Origin of the sequence: Desulforapulum autotrophicum HRM2, assembly GCF_000020365.1 — a bacterium.
Taxonomy (GTDB): domain Bacteria; phylum Desulfobacterota; class Desulfobacteria; order Desulfobacterales; family Desulfobacteraceae; genus Desulforapulum; species Desulforapulum autotrophicum.
Genome location: NC_012108.1, coordinates 5,087,841 through 5,113,961 on the forward strand (window position 1 = coordinate 5,087,841; position 26,121 = coordinate 5,113,961).

General features: G+C 48.8%; 18 protein-coding genes. 8 read left to right on the forward strand and 10 right to left on the reverse strand.

Features of this window, described 5'->3' with window-relative positions; genetic code table 11:
• Positions 1-299 precede the first annotated feature (299 nt).
• Together HRM2_RS22345 and HRM2_RS22350 are read right to left on the reverse strand one after the other, a co-directional pair.
• On the reverse strand, positions 300-2,432 hold the full coding sequence (locus tag HRM2_RS22345; protein ID WP_015906302.1) for a sigma-54-dependent Fis family transcriptional regulator: 2,133 nt from the start codon (positions 2,430-2,432) through the stop codon (positions 300-302).
• Between the two features lie 170 nt (positions 2,433-2,602).
• Positions 2,603-3,481 (reverse strand): dienelactone hydrolase family protein, encoded by an 879-nt coding sequence (locus HRM2_RS22350; RefSeq protein WP_015906303.1) that lies wholly within the window; start codon positions 3,479-3,481, stop codon positions 2,603-2,605.
• Positions 3,482-3,671: 190 nt separating this feature from the next.
• Between HRM2_RS22350 and HRM2_RS22355 the strand changes: the two genes are divergently transcribed.
• From HRM2_RS22355 to HRM2_RS22365, 3 genes are all read left to right on the forward strand, one after another.
• The gene (locus tag HRM2_RS22355) at positions 3,672-3,875 is read left to right on the forward strand and encodes a hypothetical protein (RefSeq protein WP_148214693.1); all 204 of its coding nucleotides are present in this window, start codon (positions 3,672-3,674) and stop codon (positions 3,873-3,875) included.
• Between the two features lie 17 nt (positions 3,876-3,892).
• The gene (locus tag HRM2_RS22360) at positions 3,893-5,497 is read left to right on the forward strand and encodes a protein adenylyltransferase SelO (RefSeq protein ID WP_015906304.1); all 1,605 of its coding nucleotides are present in this window, start codon (positions 3,893-3,895) and stop codon (positions 5,495-5,497) included.
• A gap of 78 nt (positions 5,498-5,575) precedes the next feature.
• Complete coding sequence (locus HRM2_RS22365) at positions 5,576-6,262, forward strand: spermidine synthase (protein ID WP_015906305.1); 687 nt, start codon at positions 5,576-5,578, stop codon at positions 6,260-6,262.
• Positions 6,263-6,329: 67 nt separating this feature from the next.
• Here HRM2_RS22365 and HRM2_RS22370 read toward each other — a convergent pair whose 3' ends face one another.
• The gene (locus tag HRM2_RS22370; RefSeq protein ID WP_015906306.1) at positions 6,330-7,823 is read right to left on the reverse strand and encodes a sensor histidine kinase; all 1,494 of its coding nucleotides are present in this window, start codon (positions 7,821-7,823) and stop codon (positions 6,330-6,332) included.
• Positions 7,824-8,021: 198 nt separating this feature from the next.
• Entirely contained in the window at positions 8,022-8,765 is a 744-nt protein-coding gene (locus HRM2_RS22375; protein ID WP_015906307.1) for a response regulator transcription factor, read from the reverse strand.
• Between the two features lie 174 nt (positions 8,766-8,939).
• Between HRM2_RS22375 and HRM2_RS25645 the strand changes: the two genes are divergently transcribed.
• Entirely contained in the window at positions 8,940-11,687 is a 2,748-nt protein-coding gene (locus HRM2_RS25645; RefSeq protein ID WP_015906308.1) for an Lcl C-terminal domain-containing protein, read from the forward strand.
• A 202-nt stretch (positions 11,688-11,889) separates the two neighbouring features.
• Complete coding sequence (locus HRM2_RS22385; RefSeq protein WP_148214694.1) at positions 11,890-14,433, forward strand: right-handed parallel beta-helix repeat-containing protein; 2,544 nt, start codon at positions 11,890-11,892, stop codon at positions 14,431-14,433.
• Between the two features lie 330 nt (positions 14,434-14,763).
• Here HRM2_RS22385 and HRM2_RS22390 read toward each other — a convergent pair whose 3' ends face one another.
• Positions 14,764-17,430, reverse strand: a complete 2,667-nt coding sequence (locus HRM2_RS22390; RefSeq protein ID WP_015906310.1) for a DEAD/DEAH box helicase — start codon at positions 17,428-17,430, stop codon at positions 14,764-14,766.
• 90 nt (positions 17,431-17,520) lie between these two features.
• Positions 17,521-18,804 (reverse strand): CDP-alcohol phosphatidyltransferase family protein, encoded by a 1,284-nt coding sequence (locus HRM2_RS22395; protein WP_015906311.1) that lies wholly within the window; start codon positions 18,802-18,804, stop codon positions 17,521-17,523.
• Positions 18,805-18,927: 123 nt separating this feature from the next.
• Between HRM2_RS22395 and HRM2_RS27255 the strand changes: the two genes are divergently transcribed.
• The gene (locus HRM2_RS27255) at positions 18,928-19,080 is read left to right on the forward strand and encodes a hypothetical protein (protein WP_187149303.1); all 153 of its coding nucleotides are present in this window, start codon (positions 18,928-18,930) and stop codon (positions 19,078-19,080) included.
• A 37-nt stretch (positions 19,081-19,117) separates the two neighbouring features.
• Here the strand turns inward: HRM2_RS27255 and HRM2_RS22400 are convergent, their stop codons facing one another.
• The 4 genes from HRM2_RS22400 to HRM2_RS22415 all read right to left on the reverse strand — a co-directional run bounded on the left by HRM2_RS22400 (position 19,118) and on the right by HRM2_RS22415 (position 23,101).
• The gene (locus HRM2_RS22400) at positions 19,118-19,972 is read right to left on the reverse strand and encodes an ABC transporter permease (protein ID WP_015906312.1); all 855 of its coding nucleotides are present in this window, start codon (positions 19,970-19,972) and stop codon (positions 19,118-19,120) included.
• Positions 19,969-20,826: an ABC transporter permease gene (locus HRM2_RS22405; protein ID WP_015906313.1), complete on the reverse strand. Its 858-nt coding sequence runs from the start codon at positions 20,824-20,826 to the stop codon at positions 19,969-19,971. The genes HRM2_RS22400 and HRM2_RS22405 overlap by 4 nt, the downstream gene beginning before the upstream one ends.
• Positions 20,823-21,923: an ABC transporter ATP-binding protein gene (locus HRM2_RS22410; RefSeq protein WP_015906314.1), complete on the reverse strand. Its 1,101-nt coding sequence runs from the start codon at positions 21,921-21,923 to the stop codon at positions 20,823-20,825. The genes HRM2_RS22405 and HRM2_RS22410 overlap by 4 nt, the downstream gene beginning before the upstream one ends.
• Before the next feature lie 110 nt (positions 21,924-22,033).
• Positions 22,034-23,101, reverse strand: a complete 1,068-nt coding sequence (locus tag HRM2_RS22415) for an extracellular solute-binding protein (protein ID WP_015906315.1) — start codon at positions 23,099-23,101, stop codon at positions 22,034-22,036.
• A gap of 324 nt (positions 23,102-23,425) precedes the next feature.
• Between HRM2_RS22415 and HRM2_RS22420 the strand changes: the two genes are divergently transcribed.
• Both HRM2_RS22420 and HRM2_RS22425 read left to right on the forward strand, forming a co-directional pair.
• Positions 23,426-25,027 (forward strand): ABC transporter substrate-binding protein, encoded by a 1,602-nt coding sequence (locus HRM2_RS22420; RefSeq protein WP_015906316.1) that lies wholly within the window; start codon positions 23,426-23,428, stop codon positions 25,025-25,027.
• A gap of 78 nt (positions 25,028-25,105) precedes the next feature.
• Complete coding sequence (locus tag HRM2_RS22425) at positions 25,106-26,116, forward strand: ABC transporter permease subunit (RefSeq protein WP_015906317.1); 1,011 nt, start codon at positions 25,106-25,108, stop codon at positions 26,114-26,116.
• The last annotated feature ends 5 nt before the right edge of the window (positions 26,117-26,121 follow it).

Genomic DNA, 26,121 nt, shown 5'->3' on the forward strand with positions numbered 1-26,121 from the left:
TTTAAATTCAGCGTCTTAGGTGTTTTCCAGAAAAAAAGATATGTCCTCCATGTTTTAAAAGTGTGAGCTAAACAGGACAGCTGTAATCTATAAAGGACAGATCAAGGACAGTCAAAAAGGATGTCTAACGAGGAATGTTTTTAATTGGTTTTTGAACGAAAACTCACCCATCTGCGGCGTTGCTGCAAAATTCTGCAATCCTCACGTACAGCAGTACGCTCCGGTTTCAGAATTTTTTGCGCCTTGCATATGGGCAACTTTTCGCCCAAACACGGGTTTTCGGTCAGGCACTAATTGGCTTAAAGATCGAATCGGGCCATTTTGGTGTAAAGCCATGATCTGCTGATTCCCAGTATCTTTGCCGCCTTGGCCTTATTTCCATCCGCCTCTCTCAAAGCCGACTGGATGGCAAGCTTGTCATGATCGTCACGGCTTTTGTGTAAGCGTTGTTTGGTGGACAGCGGGCTGCCAGCCATGAAAGAAGGACTTTTTTTTTCCTTTTCCTTTAAATTCGGCGGCAGGTCATCAATATCTACGAGATTGCCCTTAACAAAATTGGCAACACGCTCCACCACATTTTCCAGTTCACGGACATTTCCCGGCCATGTATGCTCAAGTAAAACAGTCATGGCATCGTCTGAGATATCCTGGATAGCAGACCCAAGGATATGATTATATTTTTCAATAAAAAAATGAACCAGAAGGATAATATCCTGGGGTCGTTCCCTCAGGGGGGGGATGTGAAAATGAATAACGTTGAGCCGGTAATAAAGATCCCCCCGGAAACGTTTTTCCTGAACCATCTGATGCAGATCCTGATTCGTGGCGGCAATCACACGGAAGCTGACATGGGTTGTTTTGTTGGAACCGATGGGTTCAAATGATTTATCCTGCAATACCCGCAACAGTTTGCTCTGCAGATTTGGACTCATGTCACCGATTTCATCCAGAAACAGGGTACCACCGTCTGCAAGGGCCAATTTACCGAGCTTGCCCTGTTTTTGTGCACCGGTAAAAGCTCCCGGGGCATAACCAAAAAATTCAGATTCCAGCAGGTCCGCTGGAATGGCAGCACAATTTACCTTGACCAAACGTTTATCCCTGCTTACCCCGGCTTCATGTATGGATTGGGCCATCAATTCCTTGCCAGTCCCGCTTTCACCTGTTATGAGAATGCTTGAAGAGCTTTGAGCGGCTATTTCAGCTCTTTCTTTAATTTTTTTAAATGCTTCATGGGATGTTATAATCTGGTCAAAAGTGATCTTGTTGCTCATGTCATTGCGAATTTGATTTTTGTAATAGGCCACTTTCTGGTCAAGGCGGATGAATTTCTGGGCCAGATTTCTGACATCCTTAAAATTACTGAATAAAATCATACCTACCGCGCCCAAAGCCTTTCCATCACGCACAATGGGCATTCTTGACACCACATGGGGATTCCCGTTTATGAACTGTAATTGATGGAGTTCCGCTACCCCTGTTTTAATCACCTTGCGCAGTCGGGAATTCTCAATAATATCCTCCACCGGTTTTCCCACCATATTCTCCCTGGATTTGTGTAAAAAATCCGCTATACTCTGGTTGGCCATGGTGATAACACCTTTTTTATCAATGACAATGATGCCGTCATAGGCAATCTCCATAACCGACTGGAGAGTATTGTAAAGCTTGGTAACGCTTTCCAGTTCCGAAGCAATGCACTCCAGATCCGTCAAATCCTGGAATATGATGATGGCTCCATTGATATTGTCCATGGTCATAATCGGAGTGATATTGCACAACAGGGTGTGTTCTCCATAGGTGGATTTGATTCCTATGGAAACAACACCTTTTAATAGCACCTCGTCAAGCTCAAGCCCTTTTAAAAAAAGGGAGACCGGTTTTCCCCAGGCCTGGAATGTTGTGATCCCAAAAAGTCTTTCCGCGGCCTGATTAATACGGGAGATTTTTCCTGAGGCATCCATGGCCACAACACCGTTGTGCATGCTGTTGAGAATAATCTGCATCTGATGATTCAGCAGGGTTTCATTTTCAAACATGGCCATTATCCAGCTGGCTTTGGTGAAAATTCCCTTCACCTCATTTTTATCATTCAGAACAATTGCAGTTCCCACCTTGCTGTTTTTTACAATTTCCGTAACTTCACCATAGGGCATGTCTTCGTGCAGGGTTACAACATTTTTTTTAATATAAAATTTTTTCACCGGACTATCCGGTGCTTCTCCGGCAGCTACGGCATCATACAGATGGGCCTTGGTCATCAATCCCAGCAATCGGCCACCTGCTCCGATGACAGGCAATACGTCCAGTTTTGAACGACGCATGAGCAAGGCAGCCCGTTGCAGTGTGTCACCCTTATTTAACGTTTCAAAGGTGTGGGTCATGATGCTTGAAACCGTTAATGCATGCATGGAAAGCTTTTGATTTAACATGATGAATTCAATCTTCAGATTCGATCCTGCTTGACAGAGTCTGACTTATTTTACTCAACTGGTACTTTTCCAGGTAAATAGATGTTGAGTGAGTGAGCCCTTCAGGCGAACCCACTCACTTTCGGACTTCAACTTTGATGATCGGAGTCACCCATTCCGGCAACCCACCCTCAAAGGTACTGCTTAAAAAATGAGACCGTCCGTTGCCAGGCCAATTCAGCCTGTGTTTCATCGTAACGTGGCGTTGAGTTGTTATGGAAGCCATGCCGGGTGCCTTCATAGGTATACATGACAAAATTTTTGCTGTTTGCTTTCAACGCTTCTCGATAGCCTTCCCGGGAAGCATTCACCCTTGGATCATCTTCGGCATAATGTATCAGGAGGGGGGCCTTGATTTCAGGTACCTTTTCAAGGGCGGGTGCAACACCATAAAATGGCGCCCCGGCATTCAGATCTACCCCCATAATGATGGCAAGATTATTGACGACACCACCGCCGTAACAGAAGCCAGTTGCACCAAATTTCCCATTGGACAGTTCATGATTCTTCAGGAATATGGCACTGTTCAGCATATCCGTAAAAAGTTTATCTTTGTCCAGGGATTTCTGCATGACTTTCCCATCATCGTCGTTTCCGGGATACCCACCCAAGGGTGCCAATCCGTCCGGTGCAAGCGACAAAAACCCTTCCACGGCAAATCTGCGCGCCACATCTTCAATATAAGGATTCAAACCTCTGTTTTCATGAACAACCAGAACAGCAGGAAAAGGGCCTTTCCCGGCAGGCGTCACCAAATATCCACGCATCTTACCCGATGACCCAGCCGGAGAGTCATATTCAACATATCGGGGTTTAATGCGGTCATCCGTAAAAGAGATTGTCTGGGCTTCGGTATAGCGTGGCAACAATGCTTCAGCCATGACAAGTGCGGATCCGCCTGCAACAGCAAGGGCAGACGCTCTGGTGAAAAAAGCCCGCCGGGTCATCTGAGTGTGACAGTATTCATCGTATAGATCATAGACCCTGGGATCGATGGATTCTTCAGTCATGATTTTCGTACCCCCTGTTAATATCAGTTTTTAGATATGAACAAAATCGACAGAACATCAGTCAAAAAAAATTCGTTTTTATTTTTCAAGTATTCATTTTTTCGCTGGCATCGTCAATAAAAATTACCAAAGGCATCCCCCCCTGGCGCCATGACCATTGACCGCCGTATAGGGATAGATGCAGTGCAGGATGGCTGAGACCTTAAAACGGGTTAACAAACCGGCTGAAAAAAATAAAGGAAGATTTGCCCCGACAATAGACCTGGCAGATACCCCTGGTCATTACACCTGGGATACAACATATCAGCAACCTGTTTTTATTAAAATTGAGAATCCGGGAAACTTAAAATTTGCGTATACCTGTCCAGTGATTATTTTATTTTTTCACCCATAAGCCAACAGGGGGAAATCATGGGGACAAAAGAAAAAACAAACGGACAAAATGGACTGGAATCGCTGATCTTTGACAACAGTTTTATCAACCACCTTCCCGGCGACCCTGAAATCGAAAATCATCGCCGCCAGGTTAGAAATGCAAGCTACTCCATTGTTCAGCCGGCCAGGGTTCACAACCCCAGGCTTGGGGCCGCCTCAAGGGAGGCGGCCGGACTCATTGACCTTTCAATGGACACCGTCAACTCCCCTGAATTCCTTGAGATCTTTTCCGGAAACCGCCTCCTGCCCGACATGGTACCCTTTGCAACCTGCTATGGGGGCCACCAGTTCGGCACCTGGGCAGGTCAGCTTGGCGACGGCAGGGCGATTAATCTCGGAGAAATCATCAATCGTGAGGGCCAACGCTGGGCCATCCAGCTCAAGGGGGCAGGCCCGACCCCATATTCACGCAGTGCTGACGGTCTGGCCGTTCTGAGATCCTCGGTACGTGAATTTCTGTGCAGTGAAGCCATGTTTCACCTCGGTGTTCCCACCACCCGTGCCTTGAGCCTTATAACCACAGGAGAAGAGGTTCTCCGGGATATGTTCTACGATGGTCACCCCAAAATGGAGCCAGGCGCCATTGTCACACGCCTGGCACCGAGCTTCACACGGTTCGGCAGCTTCCAGATCCACAGTTCAAGGGAAGAGACGGATCTTTTAAAAAAACTGGTGGACTACACCATCAAAACCGATTTTCCAGAACTTGGAACACCGTCACCCCGGGTTTACCTTGAATGGTTCAACACGGTGTGCACAACCACGGTAGACATGATTGTTCACTGGATGCGGGTAGGATTTGTTCACGGGGTGATGAACACGGACAATATGTCCATACTTGGCCTGACCATTGACTATGGTCCCTATGGGTGGCTTGAAAATTATGATCCCAACTGGACTCCCAACACCACCGATGCCCAGGGCCGCCGCTACAGTTTTGGGAAACAACCCGATATTGCCCTGTGGAACCTTACTCAACTGGCCAAAGCCATCTCTCCGATTATCAACGACGTTGACGCCCTGGCACAATCCCTGGAAGTCTACAGAAACCGTTTCCAGGACGGCAGCCAGAACATGATGGCCCTCAAACTGGGTCTTACCCATTTTAAACCGGAAACTGACCCGGCGTTGATGGCAGCGCTTCTTGACCTGCTGCAACTGGTTGAAACGGACATGACCCTTTTTTTCAGGCAGCTTGCGATGGTTGATCCTTCCAAAACGGTTTCCCCCATGGAGTTTTCGGCGGCCTACTATCAACCCGAACAGCTCACAAAACCCTATGTAGACCGATTTGACGACTGGTTCAAACGCTATGGACAGCGACTCACCCTCGACTCCAGTGATCCCGGAACAAGGCAGCAGCGAATGAATCAAGTCAATCCCAAATACGTCCTCAGAAATTACCTTGCCCAGCTGGCCATTGACCAGGCCGAACAGGGCGACTTTTCCGGGGTCACCGAACTTCTTCAGGTGATGCGCCACCCCTATGATGACCAGCCCGGCAACCAGAGGTTTGCCGAAAAACGGCCAGAATGGGCAAGAAATCGGCCCGGCTGCTCGATGCTTTCATGCAGCTCATAGGTGTGGTCCGGGTTGACAAAACAGCCCATCCCCTCTAAAACCTTTCATTTTAACGTTCAAACCCAAAGGATTAAGCCCATGGCCCTACCCTGGAAAGTTGTCGATCAATTTATCACCCAAGATGAAGGCATTCTTGAGCTTCGCCAGAGGGGAAAAAATGATTTTCTTATCCTGGTGGGTACCCAGGTGCTCATGAACTCCATGGCCCAGCGATCTGAGATGGCCCTGGGAGAACTTGGGGCAGCGCCCCTTCAAAACCATCCGGCCCCAAGGATTCTTGTGGGGGGTCTTGGCATGGGCATCACCCTCAGGGCCGTTCTTAACACCCTGCCTTTAACGGCAGAGGTTGTGGTGTTTGAACTCAATCCCCAGATCGTCACCTGGTGCCGTGGCCCCCTGGCAGAGCTCACCAACGGAGCCGTCACAGACCCCAGGGTTCTGGTTGAGATAAAAGACGTTGCCAAGGGCATAGAAGACGCCGCCATGGGGGAATCAGACCATCGGTTTGACGCCATTATCCTGGATCTGTACAGGGGGCCCCACCCCCGAACCGACAAAATCGCTGATCCCTTTTACGGCTCCCGGGCCATCGAACGATCGTTCAAGGCCCTGAACCCAGGGGGGACCCTTGCCGTGTGGGGAGAAAACCATGATGAGGGGTTCATCAAACGACTTGCCCAGGCAGGCTTCTCAGTGGCGTTCAAACGGGTTGGCAAGGGTGGTTACTGCCACGCTGTTTTTCTTGCAACAAAAAAAGGAGCATGACAGGCAGGCAAAAAAGCAACAATCCTTTCCAGGCCTTTTCCTTTGTGAAAAAAAGGCGCACGCCCATTCATACCCCCTTTTTTAAAAGGATGGTAACCGTAAACCCATTGGGGTTGCCATTGCAGGCAGAAACTGTTCCCTGGCAGGTTTCAACACAGGTCTTGACAATGGCCAGCCCCAGACCGACTCCGCCTGAATCCCGATTCCTTGAGGACTCAGGTCGAAAAAACGGTTCAAACAGCTGATCCACCATGGTTTCAGGAACACCGGGACCGGAATCCCTGACAATCAGAGCTATATTTTCTTTTCTCTTTTCAGCAAAGATTTGAACAGGTCCAGCAGTGCCTGCATACTTGGCGGCATTTCGAATCAGATTGGCAACGGCCCGGGTCAGAAGATCTGCGGTGGCCCTGACAAGGATGTCCGGGGCGACTTCATTAAGAATGTTTATGTTCCCTATGTCTTCACGGTTTATCACCTCCTGGACCAGAGGATGCAGACTTACAATGTCCAGTTTAACGCTTTTTCTGTTTATTTCCGCCCGGGAGAAGGCTAACAATTCATTGACCAGGCCGGCCAGTTGGTCAACATCTTCAAGGACATCCTTTACCCGGATCTGATTTTCTCCAGTGGTCCGCTGTTCCAGAATGGCCAGCCCCATCTGAATTCGAGAGATGGGGGAGCCCAATTCATGGGACACATCCCCCAGAAACCTTCTTTGACCCCTTACAAATGCCGACAGACGTGAGGTCATGTGGTTGATGGCCTTTGCCAGCCGACCGATTTCATCGGTGCGGGGTTCATGGATGGTGACATCAAAGCCCCCCCTGGCAATTTCCTCTGTGGCAAGGGTCATGCGACCCAGGGGGTTTGTGATATTTCTGACCAACGGGATCCATAGCAACACGGAAATCAACAATACCCCCCCTGCCACCATCATCCATGGCAGGGGGTCAAAAAAGAACCCGTTGCCTGTTATGGAATTTGAGGAAACCAGAAGCAGACCGGATTTCAAATCGGATGAGGGGTCCAATAGCAATGGAATTTTAATACCGGTCCAATAGCGTTTTGGATTCCGGGTTTTCATTATCAAATGGGGTTTTGCAAGCAGGGGGGGCGGGGATTGGATCGGATTTTTCATTATACCGGTTTTTGGCCCCAGACTCTGGGGACCAAAAAAAATATGGGGCGGGACTTCTCCGGGAGGTGGTCCCAAGGCCAGGGTTTTTCTTGCGCTCATGATAACTTCTTTGGGCGGTTTACCATTTGTGGAGCTGAAACAAAAGCCGTCTGCCAGTACCAGTGCAAAATTCACCTGCTGGGTGTCCTGGTGCCTCGTGAGAATCCGGTGCCAGTTTTTCCGGGGATTCTCATTCAGATCATGGGCGATCAACATACCCGCCGTTCGCAGGCGATTGGAAATCTGCTGTCCAAAAACAGTGTAAAAGTTCACCCGGGGCTGAAAGAAAAAGAACAGCGCCACCAGAGCCGCAGACAGGACCAGGTTTAAAAAGAACCAGGCTAAAATTTTTGTCAATAAAGAGGAGGATGGTTTTGTCATTATGGCTCCCGGGTCGATATCTGCCCCATGGCTTGAGTGATTTAACAAAATGACCAGGACCAGAACCCGGTTTCCAAATGTTTACCTTTGAAAGTTATAACATCCAGCACACCGGGGCAATATTCTTTACAAAGGCTTTACACTTTTCACGGCAGGGTTGAAGAAGCAGACAGCAGGTGTACAGCGTCAGGCAGGGTTTTATGGGTGGGGTGCATCGGGATCATTGAACATGTACCCCACAGTACGAACCGTTTGAATGAATCTGGGATTGCGAGGGTCTTCTCCGAGTTTACGGCGCAGGGATGAAATATGAACATCCACGGAGCGATCAAACACATCATAGCTTCTGCCGGCCACGGCATCCAGCAGTTGATCCCTTGATAAAACCCGGGCCGGAAATTTCGCAAGGGTGAGCAACAGATCATACTCCAATGGCGTCAGATTCAGTGGTTTGCCAGACAGGTATGCCGTTCGGGCCTTTAGATGAATTTCAAGTTCTCCCGCGGTCAGGGTATTGTCTTTGACCTGGGATTTAACGGTCCTGTCCATCGAAAGGCGATGCCTTCGGGTGACGGCCCGAAGGCGTGCCAGGAGCTCCCGGGAGGAAAATGTTTTGGGAAGATAGTCATCTGCCCCCATCTCAAGGCCCACAATTCTGTCGGTTTCTTCACCCATTGCAGTGAGCATCAAAACCGGGATGTCCGATTGTTTCCGCAATTGTTTCAACATCTCAAATCCATCCATTTTCGGCATCATGACGTCCAGTATCACCGCATGGAAGCAGCCGCTCTGGAGTATTTCAAGGCCTTTTATTCCATCGTGGGCTGAAGCGACATCATAACCCATGGGGGTCAAGTAGTCCGTCACAAGCCGGCACAGTTTTTTGTCATCATCCACAATTAAAATTTGAATTTTTGTGGAAATCGTTTCTCCATGATTCATGGTTTCCTCATTCTTCTGCTATAATTCGAGTCTGAGCCTGATTTCATTAGTTTACAAAACCTTTACAACTTTGTCCATGAACAACAAACTATCTTTACATGGTTGGGGTATCTTTAGAATTAAATACAAGGCATTTGAATGCAAAACAGATTCATCAAGGAAGAGGGAATTCAAATGAAAACGATTACAGAAATTTTAATCAGATTGAGTTTGATGGGATTGACACTAATGCCTGTCATCGGTTGCAACTCATCAAGCAATGGAAATTCAACCACCAGCGGTGATTTAACGGCTGTTGATTCGGAAACAAAGGACTCCAGCACGGTCAAATTAACTTATCCTGTTGTCGATACCGGCCAAAGTGCCTGTTATGATGACGATGGTGCGAAAATCACCTGTCCGGGAACAGGGGAAGCCTTTGCCGGCCAGGATGCGCAATATGTTGGCTTGCAACCCAGTTATACCGACAATGGTGATGGCACTGTAACGGACAATGTTACCGGCCTGGTCTGGCAGCAGATACCGGCAAACAGCGGTTTAAACTACCAGGAGGCTGAAGCGTATTGCGAATCACTGGAGCTTGGCGGCTACGACGACTGGCGAATACCCACCACAAAGGAACTCTTTTCCATCAGTAACGTTTCAAAAGGGTGGCCCTATCTGGATACCACCTATTTCAACCTGGCTGGCTCAAGCGTGAGTAAAGATGAACAATACTGGACCCAATATTACGTAGGCACAACCGTGGAGGGTGGATCAGAAGCGGCGTTCGGCGTAAATCACGGCACCGGTCATATCAAGGCGTACCCGGCAACCGTATCCGGCCCCATGGGAAACTATGTCCGTGCGGTTCGCGGCAATTCATCTTATGGGGTCAATGATTTTGAAAAGAATGGGGATGGTACGGTCACGGACCATGCAACAGGGCTGATGTGGCAGCAGGCGAACAGCAAAACCGTCATGGACTGGAAAGATGCACTGGCTTATGCCGAGAACCTGACCGAGGGCGGATACAGCGACTGGCGCCTGCCCACGGTGAAAGAGCTCCAGAGCATCGTCGATTACACCCACTCCCCCAGTACCGGCGATGCAGCAAACCTGGGACCTGCCATTGATACGGATTTTTTTGATATCACCGCGCTTGCGTCCGGGACAACGGATTACGACCCGGATTACGGTTACTTCTGGACCAGTACCAGCGCCTACTTTGGCGAAGATAGTCCCGAATACTATTATGCCTGGTACGTGGCCTTTGGATCAGCCGTTGGCCAGGATGGCGCTGATTTTCACGGCGCAGGAGCGGTGCGGTTTGACACCAAATACGAAGGCGGAGCGTTGGGTGAAGGCGGCGAGCGGTATTACAATTATGTGCGCTGCGTCCGTGACGTCGAAAGTGGTGTCTCGAAAAATTCGTCGGATGATAATGGATTGGCCTATGAACCGTTCATCAATTCAATAGTTTTTGATTTTGCATACGGAGATACCGAAACAGGTGAACGGCTGATTGATTCTCAATATGCGTCCACCGCCTACTATAACATGGATGAAACAGGTTCAGATCCGGGCAACATGTTTGGTGTCAATTTTGCCGACGGACGAATTAAAGGGTATGGTCTGAATCTTGCCGGAGCGGATAAAACATTCTTCGTCATTTATGTTCGTGACAATAAAGCCACAAATTACGGCGTAAATAATTTCCGGGATAATGGGGACGGAACGATTACCGACCTGTCAACCGGCCTGATGTGGATGCAGGACGACAGTGGTTACGGCATGGAATGGCAGGATGCCCTGGCATATTGTGAAGATCTGGAATATGCAAGCCACACGGACTGGCGGCTGCCCAACGCCAAAGAGCTTCAAAGCATTGTGGACTATACCCGCATGCCGGATGCAACCGATAACACCACACCTTCCACACCAGGTGCGGCCATTGATACAAATTTTTTCAACATCACCCCATTTACCAATTATAATGGTGATGAGGATTGGGGGTTTTTCTGGTCCGCCTCAACCCATAAATCTTCAAACGGAAACGGTGGATGGGGTGCCTATATCGCCTTTGGCCGGGCCCTTGGCTACATGGGAGATGGCTGGGTGGACATCCATGGCGCCGGCTGCGAGCGCAGTGATCCCAAATATGATGACGGGACAGATTATTCAGAGGGCCATGGTCCCCAGGGCGATGCGGTATACGTATACAATTATGTTCGTCCAGTCTGCTACGATGAAACAGTTACAAACCCAACCTATGTGGTGGTGGACACCAATCAGAACACTTACTGGGACAATACCAGCGAAATCAGCGCACCTGCACAGGGTGAAACATTTTATGGCCAGGATGCACAATACAATGGCATCCAGGCAAGTTATACCGACAATGGGAACGGCACCGTTACCGATAATAATACCGGCCTGATGTGGCAGAAATCTCCAGATACAAACGGTGATGGTGATATCCTTTCCAATGACAAGTACAGCTATGATGAGGCCATGGTAAATGCATCTGCCTGCACAACCGGAGGGTATACAGACTGGCGACTGCCAACGATCAAGGAACTTTATTCCCTCATGCAGTTCAGTGGTGAAGATGTCAGTTCGGAATCCCTGGGCGATACCGAAGCAGGTATGGATATGCCCATTGATGACGGCAGTGATGGGGAAGAACCGGCTGGAACGATTGTGGATACCAGCAGCGACATGGCAGCACCTGAATTGGATTTCAACGCCGGGGTTGATTATCTATCCGGATTAGGCGTTACCATGACAGCCGCCGACCTGGAAGCAGTGTTCGGAAGTCCGCCCCCGCCCCTGGCAGAAGAACTGGCCCAGGCGTTGAACATTACAATACAACAGGCAGAAACCCTGATGAATGATTATCTCGGGTTGCCGGATCTCGATCTTGGTATGTCTTCCATGTAATTCAAAAAACAGATCCGTTGATCTGACCTTTCGCTAATTTTTTAGCGACATTTGAATTAACGGGATTCTTTGCACCGGGCAATTTAGACCCGCCGTGTCATGGCTATCATAAAAACCATTACCCTGGCGGTTTATGATGGTCCAAAAAGTTGCCTTAATCTAAGATTAATTAATATCAGACCTAAAGGGAGTCATGAAAAAAATGAAAAAAAAATTAATTGCACTATTGGCCGCAATGCTTGTGTTTGCGTTTGCACTTACGGGATGTTCTTCTGACGATGATGACACCACAGAAGTTGCCGGTGTAGAAGGGGTAATTTACGTGGATGCCAATGCAAAGGCTGACGGAGATGGTTCAAACTGGAGTGAGGCCTATACAGATTTGCAGGCTGCTTTGGCATCCGCAGAAGCAGGAGATCAAATTTGGGTGGCTAAGGGTACTTACTATCCATCTGCAACCGATGATGAAAATGAGTATTTTTTGATGCTTGATGATGTTGATGTCTATGGTGGATTTAACGGAGATGAAACTGAATTAAGTGCAAGGGACTGGGAAACAAATACAACTGTTCTTTCAGGAGACATAGGTATTGCGGGTGATAACTCTGATAATACAGATAATATTATAATTGCAGCAAATAATATTATGAATGGTTTCACAATTACCGGCGGGAATGGTTTTTCCTCAATGTCCATGGAAGGAATGCCCCTCGATGGTGAGATGCCAACCGATGATGAAACGTCAACAGGGGCTGACTCAAGCGGACATTCCACACCGGGTGAAGTTTTATCAGGGGATGCCACAACCACTAATAATGGTGGAGCAATAGTAATTTGGGGAACAGCACCAACAATTAAAAACTGTATTATTTCCAATAATCAGACCCTTAAAGCTGGTGCAGTTTATATAATTGAGACAAAGGAACTCGAGTCATTACCCAAATTCATCAATTGTACCATTAAAAACAACTATGCTGAATCAAGAGGCGGAGGCGTCTCCCTGGACATGGGTGGAGATGCTATCTTTATTGATACGACATTCAGTGGAAACGAGTGTGGATCAAAAGGAGGTGCTGTCTATAATGATTTTGGATGCAGTCCATTCTTCTACAACTGTCTGTTTGAAAACAATATAGCTGAATCTGCAGCCGCCATGGGTAATGATGGTGTCTCCAATCCAGTTGTCGTTAACTGTACATTTGTGGGTAACATTGCTGAAATAACCGGAGCAGCAATGTATCAGGGAACAGGCCCCTTCAATGATCCAGTGGTGTTAAATACAATTATCTGGGACAATGAATGTCCAGAAGATTATGCATCCATCTACAACTGGAACGATTCAAACCTAACGGCATCATATTCAATAATTGAGAGCGGTTATAAAGGTGACGGTGTCCTAGATCAAGATCCTTTATTTACATATGCTGATAATTCGAACTATGGTTTATCGTCAAAGTCAGTGGCTTTCACTGCCGGAAAAGATGGGAATGCAATCGGTTATGATGCAGAGTTTGCTGGAACAAGAACCGATGACGAGATTAAGGCTGTAATTGAATATTTGAGTACCGTTGAAGGCGGTGAGGAGATTACCCCCCTAGACGTAACAAACTATCTGGCTGATTCTGATATCAGCTATCTTAACCATGCGATATACGTTAGCGTTGATGGTTCAGGAAACGGGTATAGCTGGAGTTCTGCTTTATCCGATGTTCAGACGGCTTTAGACCTTGCCAATGCCAAATATGAACAGACAGGTGAGAAAGTTGAGGTATGGGTCTCTTCAGGCACCTATTATGCGGGTGAGTCAAGATCTGATTCAATTCAATTAAGAGAAGGGGTCAGCCTGTATGGTGGATTTGCCGGAGATGAAACATCTACAGATCAACGTAATATTGATGTAAACACAACAATCTTAAGTGGCGATATTGGGGTTCCTGATGTTGCTGCGGACAACAATTACCATGTTGTCATTGGTGCAGACAATGCCTTAATTGACGGGTTTACCATCACCAATGGTTATGCCGACGCTGCAGACGGTCAGATATATGATAACAAAGGTGGCGGAATTTTAAACTATCTGGCAGGATATAGAGTAATTCCCACCTATGAGCCCACCCTGGGATTTGATACTATAATAAACAACTGTAGTTTCAAAGAAAACTATGCAGTGGAAGGTGGAGCCATCTATACATATCATGGCGGAAACCCCGTAGTTGCGAACTGTTCATTTATTAATAACTCAGCTGTATATGGTGGAGCCATTGTTGACCGTGGTGGAGTCAACAGTAAATATACAGATTGTTACTTCCAGGGGAATACGGTTGTATTTAAAGGTGGTGCCGCCCTGGTCGATTATGGTTCAATGGCTACATTTGATAACTGCAAATTCAACGATAATGAGTCCGGTACTTCGGGTGGAGCTATCTATGTGATTGACCGTGCATCCCAATCTATCTTAAATGATACAGATTTTGATCAAATTGATGATACCTGGGAATTACTTAACGATATTTATTCTTCAGTCCTGGTTACTGATTGTGAATTCATAGGAAATACTGCAGGTACAACTTCAGGGGCAATATATGTTTATGAAGGCGGCTATGCAAAGATCGTAACTTCTGATTTTTCTGATAATTCAGCGATTTCAGAGGCAGGAGCAGTTGGAATTTATTCAAATTCACATCTAATTATTGATGATGCAACAACTTTTTCAAATAACTCCCCTGAAGATATTTTTGCAGAATAATCAAAATCAAATTTCGTATGTTAGAAGGCCCTCGGAAAATTATTACCTGAGGGCCTTTCTAAATTTCATCTTACATTCCGCACTGCACCGAGAATTAAAGGCAAAGGAGGAGACCATCCTGAACCAACCTATTCCTTATTTGGCAACATTTCCCAAATTTAATTCCAAAGATCTGTTTTAGGACAAACTCTATTCTGTGATTTTATAAATTCAAATACTCAACTTTCGGGGTTGCCGTTTTAGGCTAAAGTCCAAAAGTTGAATGATTAAGATCAAAGCGGTTGCCACGCGGATCTTCCTGCCACAAAAAAAGACCATTACTCTTTTGAGTTAGAACCCCGGGAATTTGAACTTCATAGTCACTTCCCCGGTCTGCCTGTCAATGGTGATCATCTTGTCCTGCCCCTGGGCCGTCTCCATTTTCTGACCGGTTGCCATCTCCATGAGACCGGAGATAAAGGCCATACCCGAGTTGAGAACCGTTTCGATCTTTTCCGGAGACTGGGCCTTGAAAACACCGGCGGCCCCGTCAGTATCCTCCTCTGTCGGCCGTTGCCCAACCTCATCCAATGCCTCTTCATCCGTCTCGCCCCGGCTCAAAACCTCAGGATTGAGATAACCCGGGGTATCTTCAGGAATTTCCTCCGGGACCACAGATTCATACTTCTCCTGATCCGGTTCAGGGGGCTCACCCATCATGGATCTCAACCGGTTGAGCATCTCGTCCCTTTTTTCCTTGGAGAAGGCCACCTGGTCCGGCCCGTCATCGTCAAAGACCCCCTTGAACAGATCGGTCTTAAGCTGGATACCGGCAAGGATTCTCTCTTCAATGCTGTTTTTGGCAATCAAATTAATCACGTTGATGCACTGGCTCGCCTGGCCGATCCTGCTGACCCGCCCGATACGCTGGTTCATCTTTGCAGGATTCCACGGAAGTTCAAAGTTCACCACGCAATCGGCAGCCTGGAGATTGAGTCCGGTCCCCCCCGCATCCGTTGATAAAAAAACCCTGCATTGGGGATTGTTTGTGAATTCATCGATGAGGTTCTGGCGTTTTTTAACGGCGACCTTACCCGAAAGCTCCACAAATTCGATCCCCATGTCAGACAGGTGTTTTGCAATGAGAAATGTCATGGTGGTCCATTCGCTGAAAATAACCATTTTCCGGCGGTTCTGCACCACAAGCTCATCAATAATGTTGTCCAGCTCCTTGAGCTTGGGAGAGATATGGGTCTCTCTGTCAATCAGATAGGTGGAGTTGCACACCATTCTCATGCGTAAGAGCAGCACCTGGATTCTTCGGATGTCCATGGGGGTAAGATATTTTTTATTGAGCAGGGGAGCAAGGGTTCGCGCATACCCCCCATGAATTCCCAGCTGCTCGTCGTTAAGATCGATATAATAGTTGTTGACAACCTCCCGGGGCAGATCCTTGAGCACCTCCTCTTTTTTACGCCGAATCACAACCCCTTTGAGTTTTTCCTTTAAAAGGTCAAGATTCCTGTAACCACCAATGCTGTTATTCTTGTTTTTCAAAAGAAGAAAATGGTCTGCCGCAAACCGCCACAGGGGTGTTAAAAGATCAGGATCCAGGAATTGAACAATGGAATAGACATCCTCAAGCTTGTTTTCAAGGGGGGTCCCTGTGAGCACAATGGCGTGGCGTCGGGGAATCCGTTTTACGGCATCAGCCGTTTTGGTGGAAAAATTTTTGATGCGCTGGGCTTCGTCAAGGATGATGATATCCGGCCTGAAATTTGAGAGGATAGTGACATCCCTCAGAACCGCCTCATAGTTGGTAATCTTGAACAGAGCGTCATCGTTTTTATATCCGGCCTTTCTCTGGAGGGGAGAGCCTTCTATCACCAGGGCTTTTTCACTGGAGAACCTTTCAATTTCCCGTTTCCACTGCTCTTTCAGGGACGAAAGAGTCACCACAACAATTTTTGAAAAACCAAAAATCTCTCGTTTTAAAACGCCCAGGGCAATGGCCTGGAGGGTCTTGCCAAGCCCCATCTCGTCCCCGATGAGCACCCCTGCCTTGAACACGCCGAACCTGACCCCCTCTTCCTGATAAGGATAGAGTTTTGCCTTAAGGGATGGTTCTGGGATGGCCTCAAGGGAGAGTTCGTCCAGCTGTTTGCCTTGAAGATATCGGTCCACCCGATTCAGCAAGGTTTCCCTGATGCGCACCCGTTTGTCGCCGTCCACCCTTTTGACAAGGGTCATGATCTCGGAAATCTCCCCGGGTTTAAATTGACCGTTCTCGTCAAAAAAAGGTTCAAAAAGGGATTTCAGCCCACCGTCCCCATGGTCAAGACGTTCTGAAAAAAGCTGGGGGGCGTTACACTGGGAGTTCCAGTAAACATCGGCAAATGGAAACCTCTCCTTTGAAAGCTGTCGGGCAAATCCGGGTTCTTTTTCAAGATGGGAGACGAGGAATTGAATGTGCTTGCAGGTACCCAGCCCGTTGGTCAGATAATCGGGACAGGTACAATGACCAATGCCCTGCTCTGGATTGTGGAGGGTGACACAGTACTCCCGGTTGTTTTTATTAACAACGAGGTGATCGCCCTTGAACATATCTCCCTGGATTACGGTAAAGGGTTCGGTGGCAGCCCGTTTCTTTCTGTCCGCCAGAGCCTGCTGCCGGATCTCATCCTCGGACAGGTAAGGATCATCGTCGTTCGGGGTGGTCACCTTGTCCTTTTCCCTTTTCAGGAGCAGCTCCCTTGCGTTAAGAAGGGCCGCCACAACATGCTTGCATCCATCCCCGGGGTAGGGGCAGTTGCACGAGGTCAGCACCTCCTCCCCTTTGATTGCCACCTGGGTGGTATAGTTTCCATAGCTTCCGTCAACTTCATATACAAAGGAACCATCGGAATTTTCTCGGGAAAGGAAATAAGATCCATGGTGATAGATGGATTCACCCCGCTGGAAAATAAGGGCAGTATCGGCAATGTTATTCTGAATAAACGCCTTTGACAGAATGGCCATGATTTATCCTATATTCATTTGTAATGAGTATATTTTCAAACGTATATTTCCCAAATTTAATATAGAATTCACACCATAATGTCAACTTTTCTAACTGCGCACCCAAAACCGGCCTGAAGCCATATAGATCACCACTGTTCCCAGGATCAGATAGCCAAACATCTCGACATTTTTTGTCTTAAAAATAAATGCAAGGGTCACAATAATGGATGCACTGATCATGAAGAACAGCTGCTTGGGGACTTTTTTAAGGATCACCCGACCAAAATGGGCAAACCGGATATGACTCACCATCAGGCCCACGGAGACAAGGGTCATCGACCACAGTATGGGGGGCGTTGAGATAAGAGAGGCTCCCAGAACGATCAAGGCTCCCGCAGGGCTCGGCAGTCCATTAAAAATACCCTGGGGCAAGTCTGTCCGTTTCTTGTCCGTTAGGATGAACCGTACCAGGCGAAAGCCGACCCCGAGGATAAAAAGCACTGCGATAAGCCATGCGGCTGAACCGCCCTTTTCCACAATCACATAGGCCGGTGCCATCCCAAAACTTACAAAATCAGCGATATCGTCCAGATAGGGACCATATGTCGTCCCTCCATGCTTTAAAGCCATGCGTCCGTCAAACAGATCAAACAACTGTCCGATGATGATAATACAGATGGCCCAGGCAAAATAGTGGTGATGGGTAAGGACAAGGCTTGTCACACCGCAGCAAAAATTAAGCCCGGAAAGGATATCCGCATACAGCCGGTTGGGAACAAATTTGAAGACCACTGAAGCCCCTGAAAGGATGATGCAGCCCATGAGTACATTATCGGCAATATTAATGAATCCCGGATTTTCATCCATCAATGCACACAGGATCACAAGACCAAAACAGATAATAGCCTTTATCTTTCCAAAATTATTGGCGGCAACAGAAAATTTCATCCAGGCCAGAACCCGGCGGGCAAAAAACTGCCCCACAAGTTCAATGGCCACAAGTATCCATATCAGCTTGACCGATAAAATCCCCCCATGGGCAAACCCAATTAACGGCGGCAGATAGGTCAATTTATCACACATGGGGTCCAGCCATTCTCCCCACGTGGATCCCAGGTTACAGGCCCTGGCAACAACACCGTCAACACCATCAAGGATTGCAGCAAAGGTGAAAATAAATATGGCCAGCCACTGCCAGGGGGAAAAGAAATAAAGAACAGAGCCCAGGGTCGCAAGGGCGGTCCGCCAGTAGCAGATGGCGTTCGGATGGAGCAACCACTGGTGTGACAGGATATACTTGCCCATGGACGGTTGTTTGACCGCCCGGGAAAACCACAGGAAAAAAGCTGTCCCAAGGGCCGCAGAAAATGCAATCACCAAAAATCTTTCCATTTTATCCTCTCACCGTTAATACCTGTACAATGGATGCCCGTACAATTTCAAATTGTTCAGTCTATTTATCATTTCAGGTGGAAATAGTCCACTATCTGAATATTTTGAATCCGATTTTCCGATTTGAATCTGCCCTGGGGGCTTCTCAGCCAGTACCGTCTGGATGACGACCATCCACCAGGCAAGGACTTTACCCTGGCGGATGAAATTGGCGAGGCTCTGAAGGCGGCCCTGGTGACGGAACAGGCCCGGGCTGACCCGCGATCAGCTGCTTAGCCGACCTGATCCTGCCAAGGTTTACAGGGCCCCCGGATCATGCGTTCTTTCGACTGAAATAAAGATTCACAAGGGCGGCAAGGGAGGTGCCGAAGATCAAAAGGAACGAAACAGCATTGATCACCGGGGTACTGCCGTCACGCACCTGGAGATAGAGATTGATGGGCAGTGTTGGATCAGACCCCACCAGAAAAAGTGTAGTGTTGAAGTTTTCAAACGACATGAGAAATGCCACGGCAAAGGCACCCAGGAGGGCCGGGCGCAAAAACTTCAGGGTGATGTGCCAGATCACCTCCATGCGGTTCGCCCCGAGATTCAATGCCGCCTCTTCGAGAGTCCGGTCAAACTTTTTCAACCGTGCCGACACCACCAGGGTGACAAAGGTGGTGATAAAGGAAAACTGCCCCAGGACCACCAGCCAAAACCCTGGCCTGAAAAGCCCCACGTCAATGTTAAAGGCCTCCTCGAAAAAAGTGCCAAGGGTGTTGGAAAACAGCAGGATGGAGATGCCGAGGATCACCCCCGGCACCACCAGGGGCACGAGCATGAGAAAATAGAGGAGCTGTTTGAACCGGAAGGTCTCCTGTTCAAACAAAAAGGCCCCAAGGGTTCCCACCACCGTCGAAAGAATTGAGACAAAGAATGCTGTCTCGGCACTCACAAGGATACTGTCAAGGTTTCGCTGATCATGGAAGATGCCCGTCCGCAAGGGTGAATCGGCAAAAAACCAGTCCAGGGAAAACCCATTCCACGGAAGGGCCGGAAACTGGGAATCGTTAAAGGCAAGAATGGATGTCACGGCAAGGGGGGCAAATAAAAAGATAAAATAAAGCGTCACATAAAGATTAAAACTGACTGAATATGTCTTTGAATTGGGAAGGGATCGTATCATTTTACCACCTTGTCCAGCTTTTGCCCCGAAAGTTTCAGGCCCACCCAGATGATCAGTGATGAGAGCAGCAGCAGCAGAAAACCAAAGGCGCTGCCCTGGTTCCAGTTAAAGCTTGCAATGAACTGGTTGTATATCTGCTCTGTGAACCACAAAGAATTCTTGCCACCCATAAGGTTGGGCGTGAGATAGTTGCCAAGGGTGAGCATGAACACCACGATCGAGCCTGAGACAATGCCGGGCATGGCATGGGGAATGATAATCCGGACAACCACCGTCCACATGTTTGCCCCAAGATCAAAGGCTGCCTCAATATATGCCCGGTCAAGGCTTTCAAGCACCGAAATCAACGGCACCACCATGAAAAGCATGGAGGTATAGACAAGGCCGACAATCATGGTGGCATCGTTGTAGAGCATTTCCACAGGGTGGTCAAGGATTCCAAGGGAGACCAGAAAATGATTGATCACCCCGCTTTCACGCAGCAGGATCATCCACCCGTACACCCTTACAAGTTCACTCACCCAGAAGGGCAGAAGCAGCAATACCATGAGAACACCGGAAAATTTAGGAGACACCACATGGGTGATGTAAAACGAGATCGGCAGGGCTATGGCAAAGGTGATCCCGGTCACCAGGATGGAATAGATGGCCGTGCGTGCAAACGTGGCCCAGTAGATGGGTTCGTTAAAAAAATTAAGATAGTTCGTTAAACTCCACACCATGTCCCCGTAATCATCCTCAGCCCTGAAGGACATGACCAGAAGATCAATATGGGGCAGCACAATGAGCAGAAACAGCCAGAGCAGAATCGGAGTAAGGAAAAAAAAGAGGTACCAACGGCCCCGATTGTTCATGATCCCCCCTCCCGGCCCGGAAAACAGATACCAGAATCCTCATGCCATCCGATTTCAATTTTGTCCTTTGGCCGGATATGGTCAAACTGCCTGTTCTGGGGCAGTCCCACAATGAGTTCCTGTTCCGAGTTAAGCGGCGTCACGAGCAGGCGGGAGTTTGCTCCGTCAAAGAGGATTGTCTTCACCATCACCTCAAAACGGTTCAGATTATCCATGGCCGGATCCGGTGAAATGACCATGGCCTCGGGCCTGAGAAAAAGATCAACCCCGGAACCCGGCGTTAGGGATTTCTCCCCTGTATTGATGGTAAAGGTATTGCCCTCGGGCGTGACAATGGTGGCTATTTTCCCTGAAATCCCGGCAATCCTGCCCGACCAGGCGTTGTTATCTCCCACAAACTGGGCGACAAAAGGAGTGGCGGGTTTGTTGTAGAGGTTCTGGGGGGTATCGATCTGCTCAAACCTGCCCTTGTTCATGACGGCCACATAATCGGACATCACAAGGGCTTCAGACTGGTCATGGGTGATGTAAACAAAGGTGGTTCCCACCTTGGCCTGAAGTTTTTTCAACTCCACCTTCATCTGATCCCTGAGTTTAAGATCAAGGGCTCCAAGGGGCTCATCAAGGAGAAGAACCGTAGGTTCCAGTACCAGGCAGCGTGCAATGGCCACCCGCTGCTTCTGCCCGCCAGAAAGCTGATCGATTTTTTTGTCGCCAAATCCCGGCAACCCGACCCTTTCAAGTATCTTTTCGATTTTTTTCTGGATCTCTGCCCGGGCAACCTTCTGTCTTTGCAGACCAAAGGCAATGTTTCCGGCCACGTCCATCATGGGAAACAGAGCCAGGTGCTGGAAAATCAGATTCACGGGCCGCCGGTTCGGAGAGATTCCCTGCATGTCTTTTCCCCGGATGGCGATCACGCCGTCCGTGGGTTCTGTAAATCCTGCAATCATCCGCAAAAGGGTGGTCTTGCCGCACCCGGAAGGACCGAGGATTGAAAAAAAATGGCCCTGCTCTACGTCAAAGGAAACCGTGTCAACGGCCGTGAATGCATCAAATTTCTTGGTAACGTTCTGTACCGATAGGTCGATCTGCATATTTTGCCTGTTTGATATGAAAAAAAACACCGGTGGAACGGGTCAGGCTTGGACGATTGTGCTTTTACCACAGGCTCTAACGGCCCTGATCCCAGGCCTGACCCCTTTTATTAATTGGCGGCCTTGACCTTATCGAGGATCATCCCTTCAATGGATTCAAGCTTTGCCGGAACCGGGGGATACCACTTGATGTTGTCGATATCCGCCTGGGGAAACGAACGTTCAAAATTATCCCTTACCTCGACGTCGGTGAGCTTGATGGCGCCATCAGAGGCGGTGCCGCATTTTTCAAGATTGGTAAACACCGCCGCATTCTCAGGCCGCAGCATGAAATTAATCCATTTATAGGCAGCCTTGATATTTTTGGCCTTTGCCGGAATGGCAAAGGTATCGATCCATCCCAGGGCACCGCTCTTGGGTGCCACAAAATCGATATCCGGATTTTCGCTGTGCAGTTTCCAACCGCCGTTGTCCCAGGCCATTGCCACATAAACCTCGTTGGAACGCATGGACTGGAGAAGGGCATCCCCATTGGCCCAGTAATTTTTCACCAGGGGCTTGGCCTGGATAAGGGTATTTTGAACCTTGTCCATCAGGGCGGTATAGGCATCCACATCCCCGTATTTCGCAAAGGGATCGTCTCCAAGGGCGAAAGCCGTAGCAATGAGTGTGGGCCGTTTCAAACGGTAGCTCACCCGACCCGCATATGCTTTGTCAAAAAGGGCCGAATAATCGTCTGCCTGGGGAGCAAATTTTTTGTTTACAATCAGGCCCGATGTTCCCCAGCAAAATGGAATTGCATGGCTCTTTCCGTCAACCAGGGTATTCTTTTTTACAGCAGCCAGCATCGAGGGAATGATCTGACCGGTCTCAATCTTTGAATAATCCACGGGCTGATAGATCTTGTACTTCTCCTGCACGGACGAGATACGATCCTGACTCGGTTGGGCAAGGTCAAAGCCCGCTCCCCTTGTTGCCCGAAGCTTTGCGATCATCTCCTCATTGTTGGTAAAGGTTGCCTTTACCGTGATTCCGGTTTCCTTTTCAAACTTTTCCACCAGGACATTTGGGGCGTAGCCTTTCCAGGTGAGAAGTTCAAGGGTTTCCGCCGAGACCGAACCCAACCCTGCAATCAAAAACATGAAAATCATAAAACCCGCAAAAATAGTCTTTTTCATTTTTTCTCCTTTTGATTCTGCCTGTATAATTCTGTCTGCCGAACAGGAACGTTTCACAGTCCCCCAAAAGAGTGACAAACCCAGCCTTGACGGGAAGGGCCGAACCTCACCCATAAAGAAAGTACCTTTAAAAAAACAACATAGGAATAATTGAACGTATTTGACAGGCAAAGTCAATGATATTTAAAAGGTCAAACAAAGATCTAACAAGGTGGTCAAAAAGCCCCATTGACAACGATCGCCTGATTCTGTAATTTCTTCAATAGTGTACCGTCTATTCCATGTTAAATTTATTCACCCGTAAAATTTAAGGAGGAAATTGAGATGAAATGGCGAACTATCTTAAAAACCGCATTGATTGCGGCCTTGTTCAGCATGGTTGCCCTGACAGCACAGGCAAAAACCTTTGTCTATTGTTCTGAAGGTAGCCCCGAGGGATTTACCCCCAGTCTTTACACGGCCGGCACCACATTTGATGCCTCATCTCGGCAGATTTTTGACAAGCTTACCCTTTTTGAGCGGGGAACCACCCGGATTGTCCCGGGTCTTGCAACCTCATGGGATGTCTCAGACGACGGAACAGTCTACACCTTTCACCTGAGAAAAGGGGTCAAGTTCCACACCACCAAATTTTTCACCCCCACCCGTGATTTCAATGCGGACGACGTCATCTTTTCTTTTGAACGCCAGCGGGATCCATCCCACCCCTACCACAAAATTTCAGGCGGCGCCTATGAGTACTTCAACGCCATGAGCATGCCTGACCTGATCAAATCCATCGTGAAAAAAGACGACTACACGGTTGTCTTTAATCTGACCCGGCCAGAAGCTCCCTTTATTGCAAACCTCGCCATGGACTTTGCCTCCATCCATTCGGCCGAATATGCCGACAAAATGCTAGCGGCTGGAACCCCGGACGAATTTGACCAGAAACCCATTGGTACCGGACCGTTTGCCTTTGTATCCTACCAGAAAGACTCATTCATCCGGTTTGTGGCCTTTGATGATTACTGGCAGGGACGTGCCAAGATCGACAAGCTCGTTTTCACCATCACCCCGGACGCATCGGTCCGGTTTGCCAAACTCAAGGCCGGCGAATGCCACCTCATGCCCTACCCCAACCCTGCCGACCTGGAGCAGATGAGAAAGGATCCCACCATCAATCTCATGGAAAAAGAAGGGCTAAACGTTGGCTATCTGGCCTTTAACACCCAGAATGTGGAAGCCTTTAAAAACATCAAGGTCCGCCAGGCCCTCTCCATGGCCATCAACAAGCAGAACATCATTGACACGGTTTTCCAGGGTGCGGGAAGAATAGCTAAAAACCCCATCCCACCGACCATCTGGTCCTACAACGATGCGGTCAAGGACTACCCCTATGATCCGGCAAAGGCCAAGGCACTGCTTGCCGAGGCAGGTTATGCCAACGGGTTTGAGACCAACATCTGGGCCATGCCCGTACAGCGGCCCTATAACCCAAATGCCCGGCGCATGGCTGAAATCATCCAGGAAGACTGGTCCAAGGTGGGTGTAAAGGCCAAAATCGTCACCTATGAGTGGGGCGAATACCTGAAACGATCCAAGGCCGGTGAACATGAGACGGTGCTGCTCGGTTGGACCGGAGACAATGGAGATCCTGACAACTTCCTGGCCGTTCTCCTTGGCTGCGACGCCGTTGGAAGCGGCAACAGGGCCATGTGGTGCTACAAACCCTTTGAAGACCTTATCCAAAAGGCCAAGATAACGGCTGACCCGGCCGAAAGAACCCGTCTCTATGAAGAGGCCCAGGTGGTATTCAAGGAGCAGGCACCCTGGGTGACCATTGCCCATTCCGTGGTTTTCGAACCCATGAGCCAGAAGGTCGTCAACTACAAAATCGACCCCTTTGGCGGTCATATCTTCTACGGGGTGGACCTTAAAGAGTAACCATCCATTTTATTTGATCAATCCAGGCGGTGCGGGCAGCACCCGTGCCGCCGCTTCTAAAGGTGAGATTCCGCTGCCATGATTCAATTTTTATTAAGACGGTTTTTCTACGTTTTTCCCGCATTTATCGGCGTCACCCTGCTCACCTTTTCCCTGATTCATCTCATCCCGGGTGATCCTGTTGAGCTCAGGGCAGGAGAACGGGGCATCTCTGCCCAACGACATGCCAAACTCAAGGCTGAAATGGGCCTTGACCGCCCGTTGGCCGTTCAATACCTGAAATACATCAACGGGGTGTTCCATGGGGATCTGGGGCGTTCGTTTGTCACCAAACGCCCGATTCTGGAAGAGTTCATGACCCTTTTTCCGGCCACCCTGGAGCTTTCGTTGTGCGCCATGGTCATTGCCATCTTGTTCGGACTTCCGGCCGGCATCATTGCCGGGGTAAAAAGGGGTTCCCCCATTGACCACACGGTCATGGGGGTTTCCCTGACCGGCTATTCCATGCCCATCTTCTGGTGGGGTTTGCTGCTGATTCTGTTCTTCTCGGTCAAACTGGGCTGGACCCCGGTGTCGGGAAGGCTGTCGGCCCTGTTCTGGATCGACACGGATACAGGCTTCATGCTCATCGACACCCTTCGCTCCAACGAGCCAGGAGCCTTTAAATCCGCCTTCAGCCACCTGATTCTGCCATCGATTGTCCTTGGCACCATCCCCCTTGCCGTGATTGCCCGCATGACCCGGTCGTCCATGCTCGAGGTCCTCCAGGCAGACTATGTACGAACAGCAAAGGCCAAAGGCCTATCACCGTTCCGGGTGGTCATGGTCCACGCCCTTAGAAACGCCCTGATCCCAGTCATCACCGTCATTGGTCTTCAAACAGGGGTGCTTCTGGCCGGTGCCATCCTCACCGAAACCATCTTTGCCTGGCCAGGGGTTGGGAAATGGATTGTGGAATCCATCAATCGCCGGGATTATCCAGCCATCCAGGGCGGTATTTTAATCATTGCCACTTTGATCATCCTTGTGAACCTCGGGGTAGACCTCCTGTACGGAATCGTTAATCCCCGTATCCGCCACACCCGATAGGCAGC

What these genes read in the sequence shown, in the direction of transcription:
- HRM2_RS25645 (WP_015906308.1), top strand. Translation starts at nt 8,940, where the DNA reads ATGAAAACGATTACAGAAATTTTAATCAGATTGAGTTTGATGGGATTG.
- HRM2_RS22355 (WP_148214693.1), top strand. Translation starts at nt 3,672, where the DNA reads ATGGCTGAGACCTTAAAACGGGTTAACAAACCGGCTGAAAAAAATAAA.
- HRM2_RS22375 (WP_015906307.1), bottom strand. Translation starts at nt 8,765, where the DNA reads ATGAATCATGGAGAAACGATTTCCACAAAAATTCAAATTTTAATTGTG.
- HRM2_RS22345 (WP_015906302.1), bottom strand. Translation starts at nt 2,432, where the DNA reads ATGTTAAATCAAAAGCTTTCCATGCATGCATTAACGGTTTCAAGCATC.
- HRM2_RS22350 (WP_015906303.1), bottom strand. Translation starts at nt 3,481, where the DNA reads ATGACTGAAGAATCCATCGATCCCAGGGTCTATGATCTATACGATGAA.
- HRM2_RS22360 (WP_015906304.1), top strand. Translation starts at nt 3,893, where the DNA reads ATGGGGACAAAAGAAAAAACAAACGGACAAAATGGACTGGAATCGCTG.
- HRM2_RS22395 (WP_015906311.1), bottom strand. Translation starts at nt 18,804, where the DNA reads ATGGAAAGATTTTTGGTGATTGCATTTTCTGCGGCCCTTGGGACAGCT.
- HRM2_RS22425 (WP_015906317.1), top strand. Translation starts at nt 25,106, where the DNA reads ATGATTCAATTTTTATTAAGACGGTTTTTCTACGTTTTTCCCGCATTT.
- HRM2_RS22385 (WP_148214694.1), top strand. Translation starts at nt 11,890, where the DNA reads ATGAAAAAAAAATTAATTGCACTATTGGCCGCAATGCTTGTGTTTGCG.
- HRM2_RS22420 (WP_015906316.1), top strand. Translation starts at nt 23,426, where the DNA reads ATGAAATGGCGAACTATCTTAAAAACCGCATTGATTGCGGCCTTGTTC.
- HRM2_RS22405 (WP_015906313.1), bottom strand. Translation starts at nt 20,826, where the DNA reads ATGAACAATCGGGGCCGTTGGTACCTCTTTTTTTTCCTTACTCCGATT.
- HRM2_RS22365 (WP_015906305.1), top strand. Translation starts at nt 5,576, where the DNA reads ATGGCCCTACCCTGGAAAGTTGTCGATCAATTTATCACCCAAGATGAA.
- HRM2_RS22390 (WP_015906310.1), bottom strand. Translation starts at nt 17,430, where the DNA reads ATGGCCATTCTGTCAAAGGCGTTTATTCAGAATAACATTGCCGATACT.
- HRM2_RS22415 (WP_015906315.1), bottom strand. Translation starts at nt 23,101, where the DNA reads ATGAAAAAGACTATTTTTGCGGGTTTTATGATTTTCATGTTTTTGATT.
- HRM2_RS22410 (WP_015906314.1), bottom strand. Translation starts at nt 21,923, where the DNA reads ATGCAGATCGACCTATCGGTACAGAACGTTACCAAGAAATTTGATGCA.
- HRM2_RS22370 (WP_015906306.1), bottom strand. Translation starts at nt 7,823, where the DNA reads ATGACAAAACCATCCTCCTCTTTATTGACAAAAATTTTAGCCTGGTTC.
- HRM2_RS22400 (WP_015906312.1), bottom strand. Translation starts at nt 19,972, where the DNA reads ATGATACGATCCCTTCCCAATTCAAAGACATATTCAGTCAGTTTTAAT.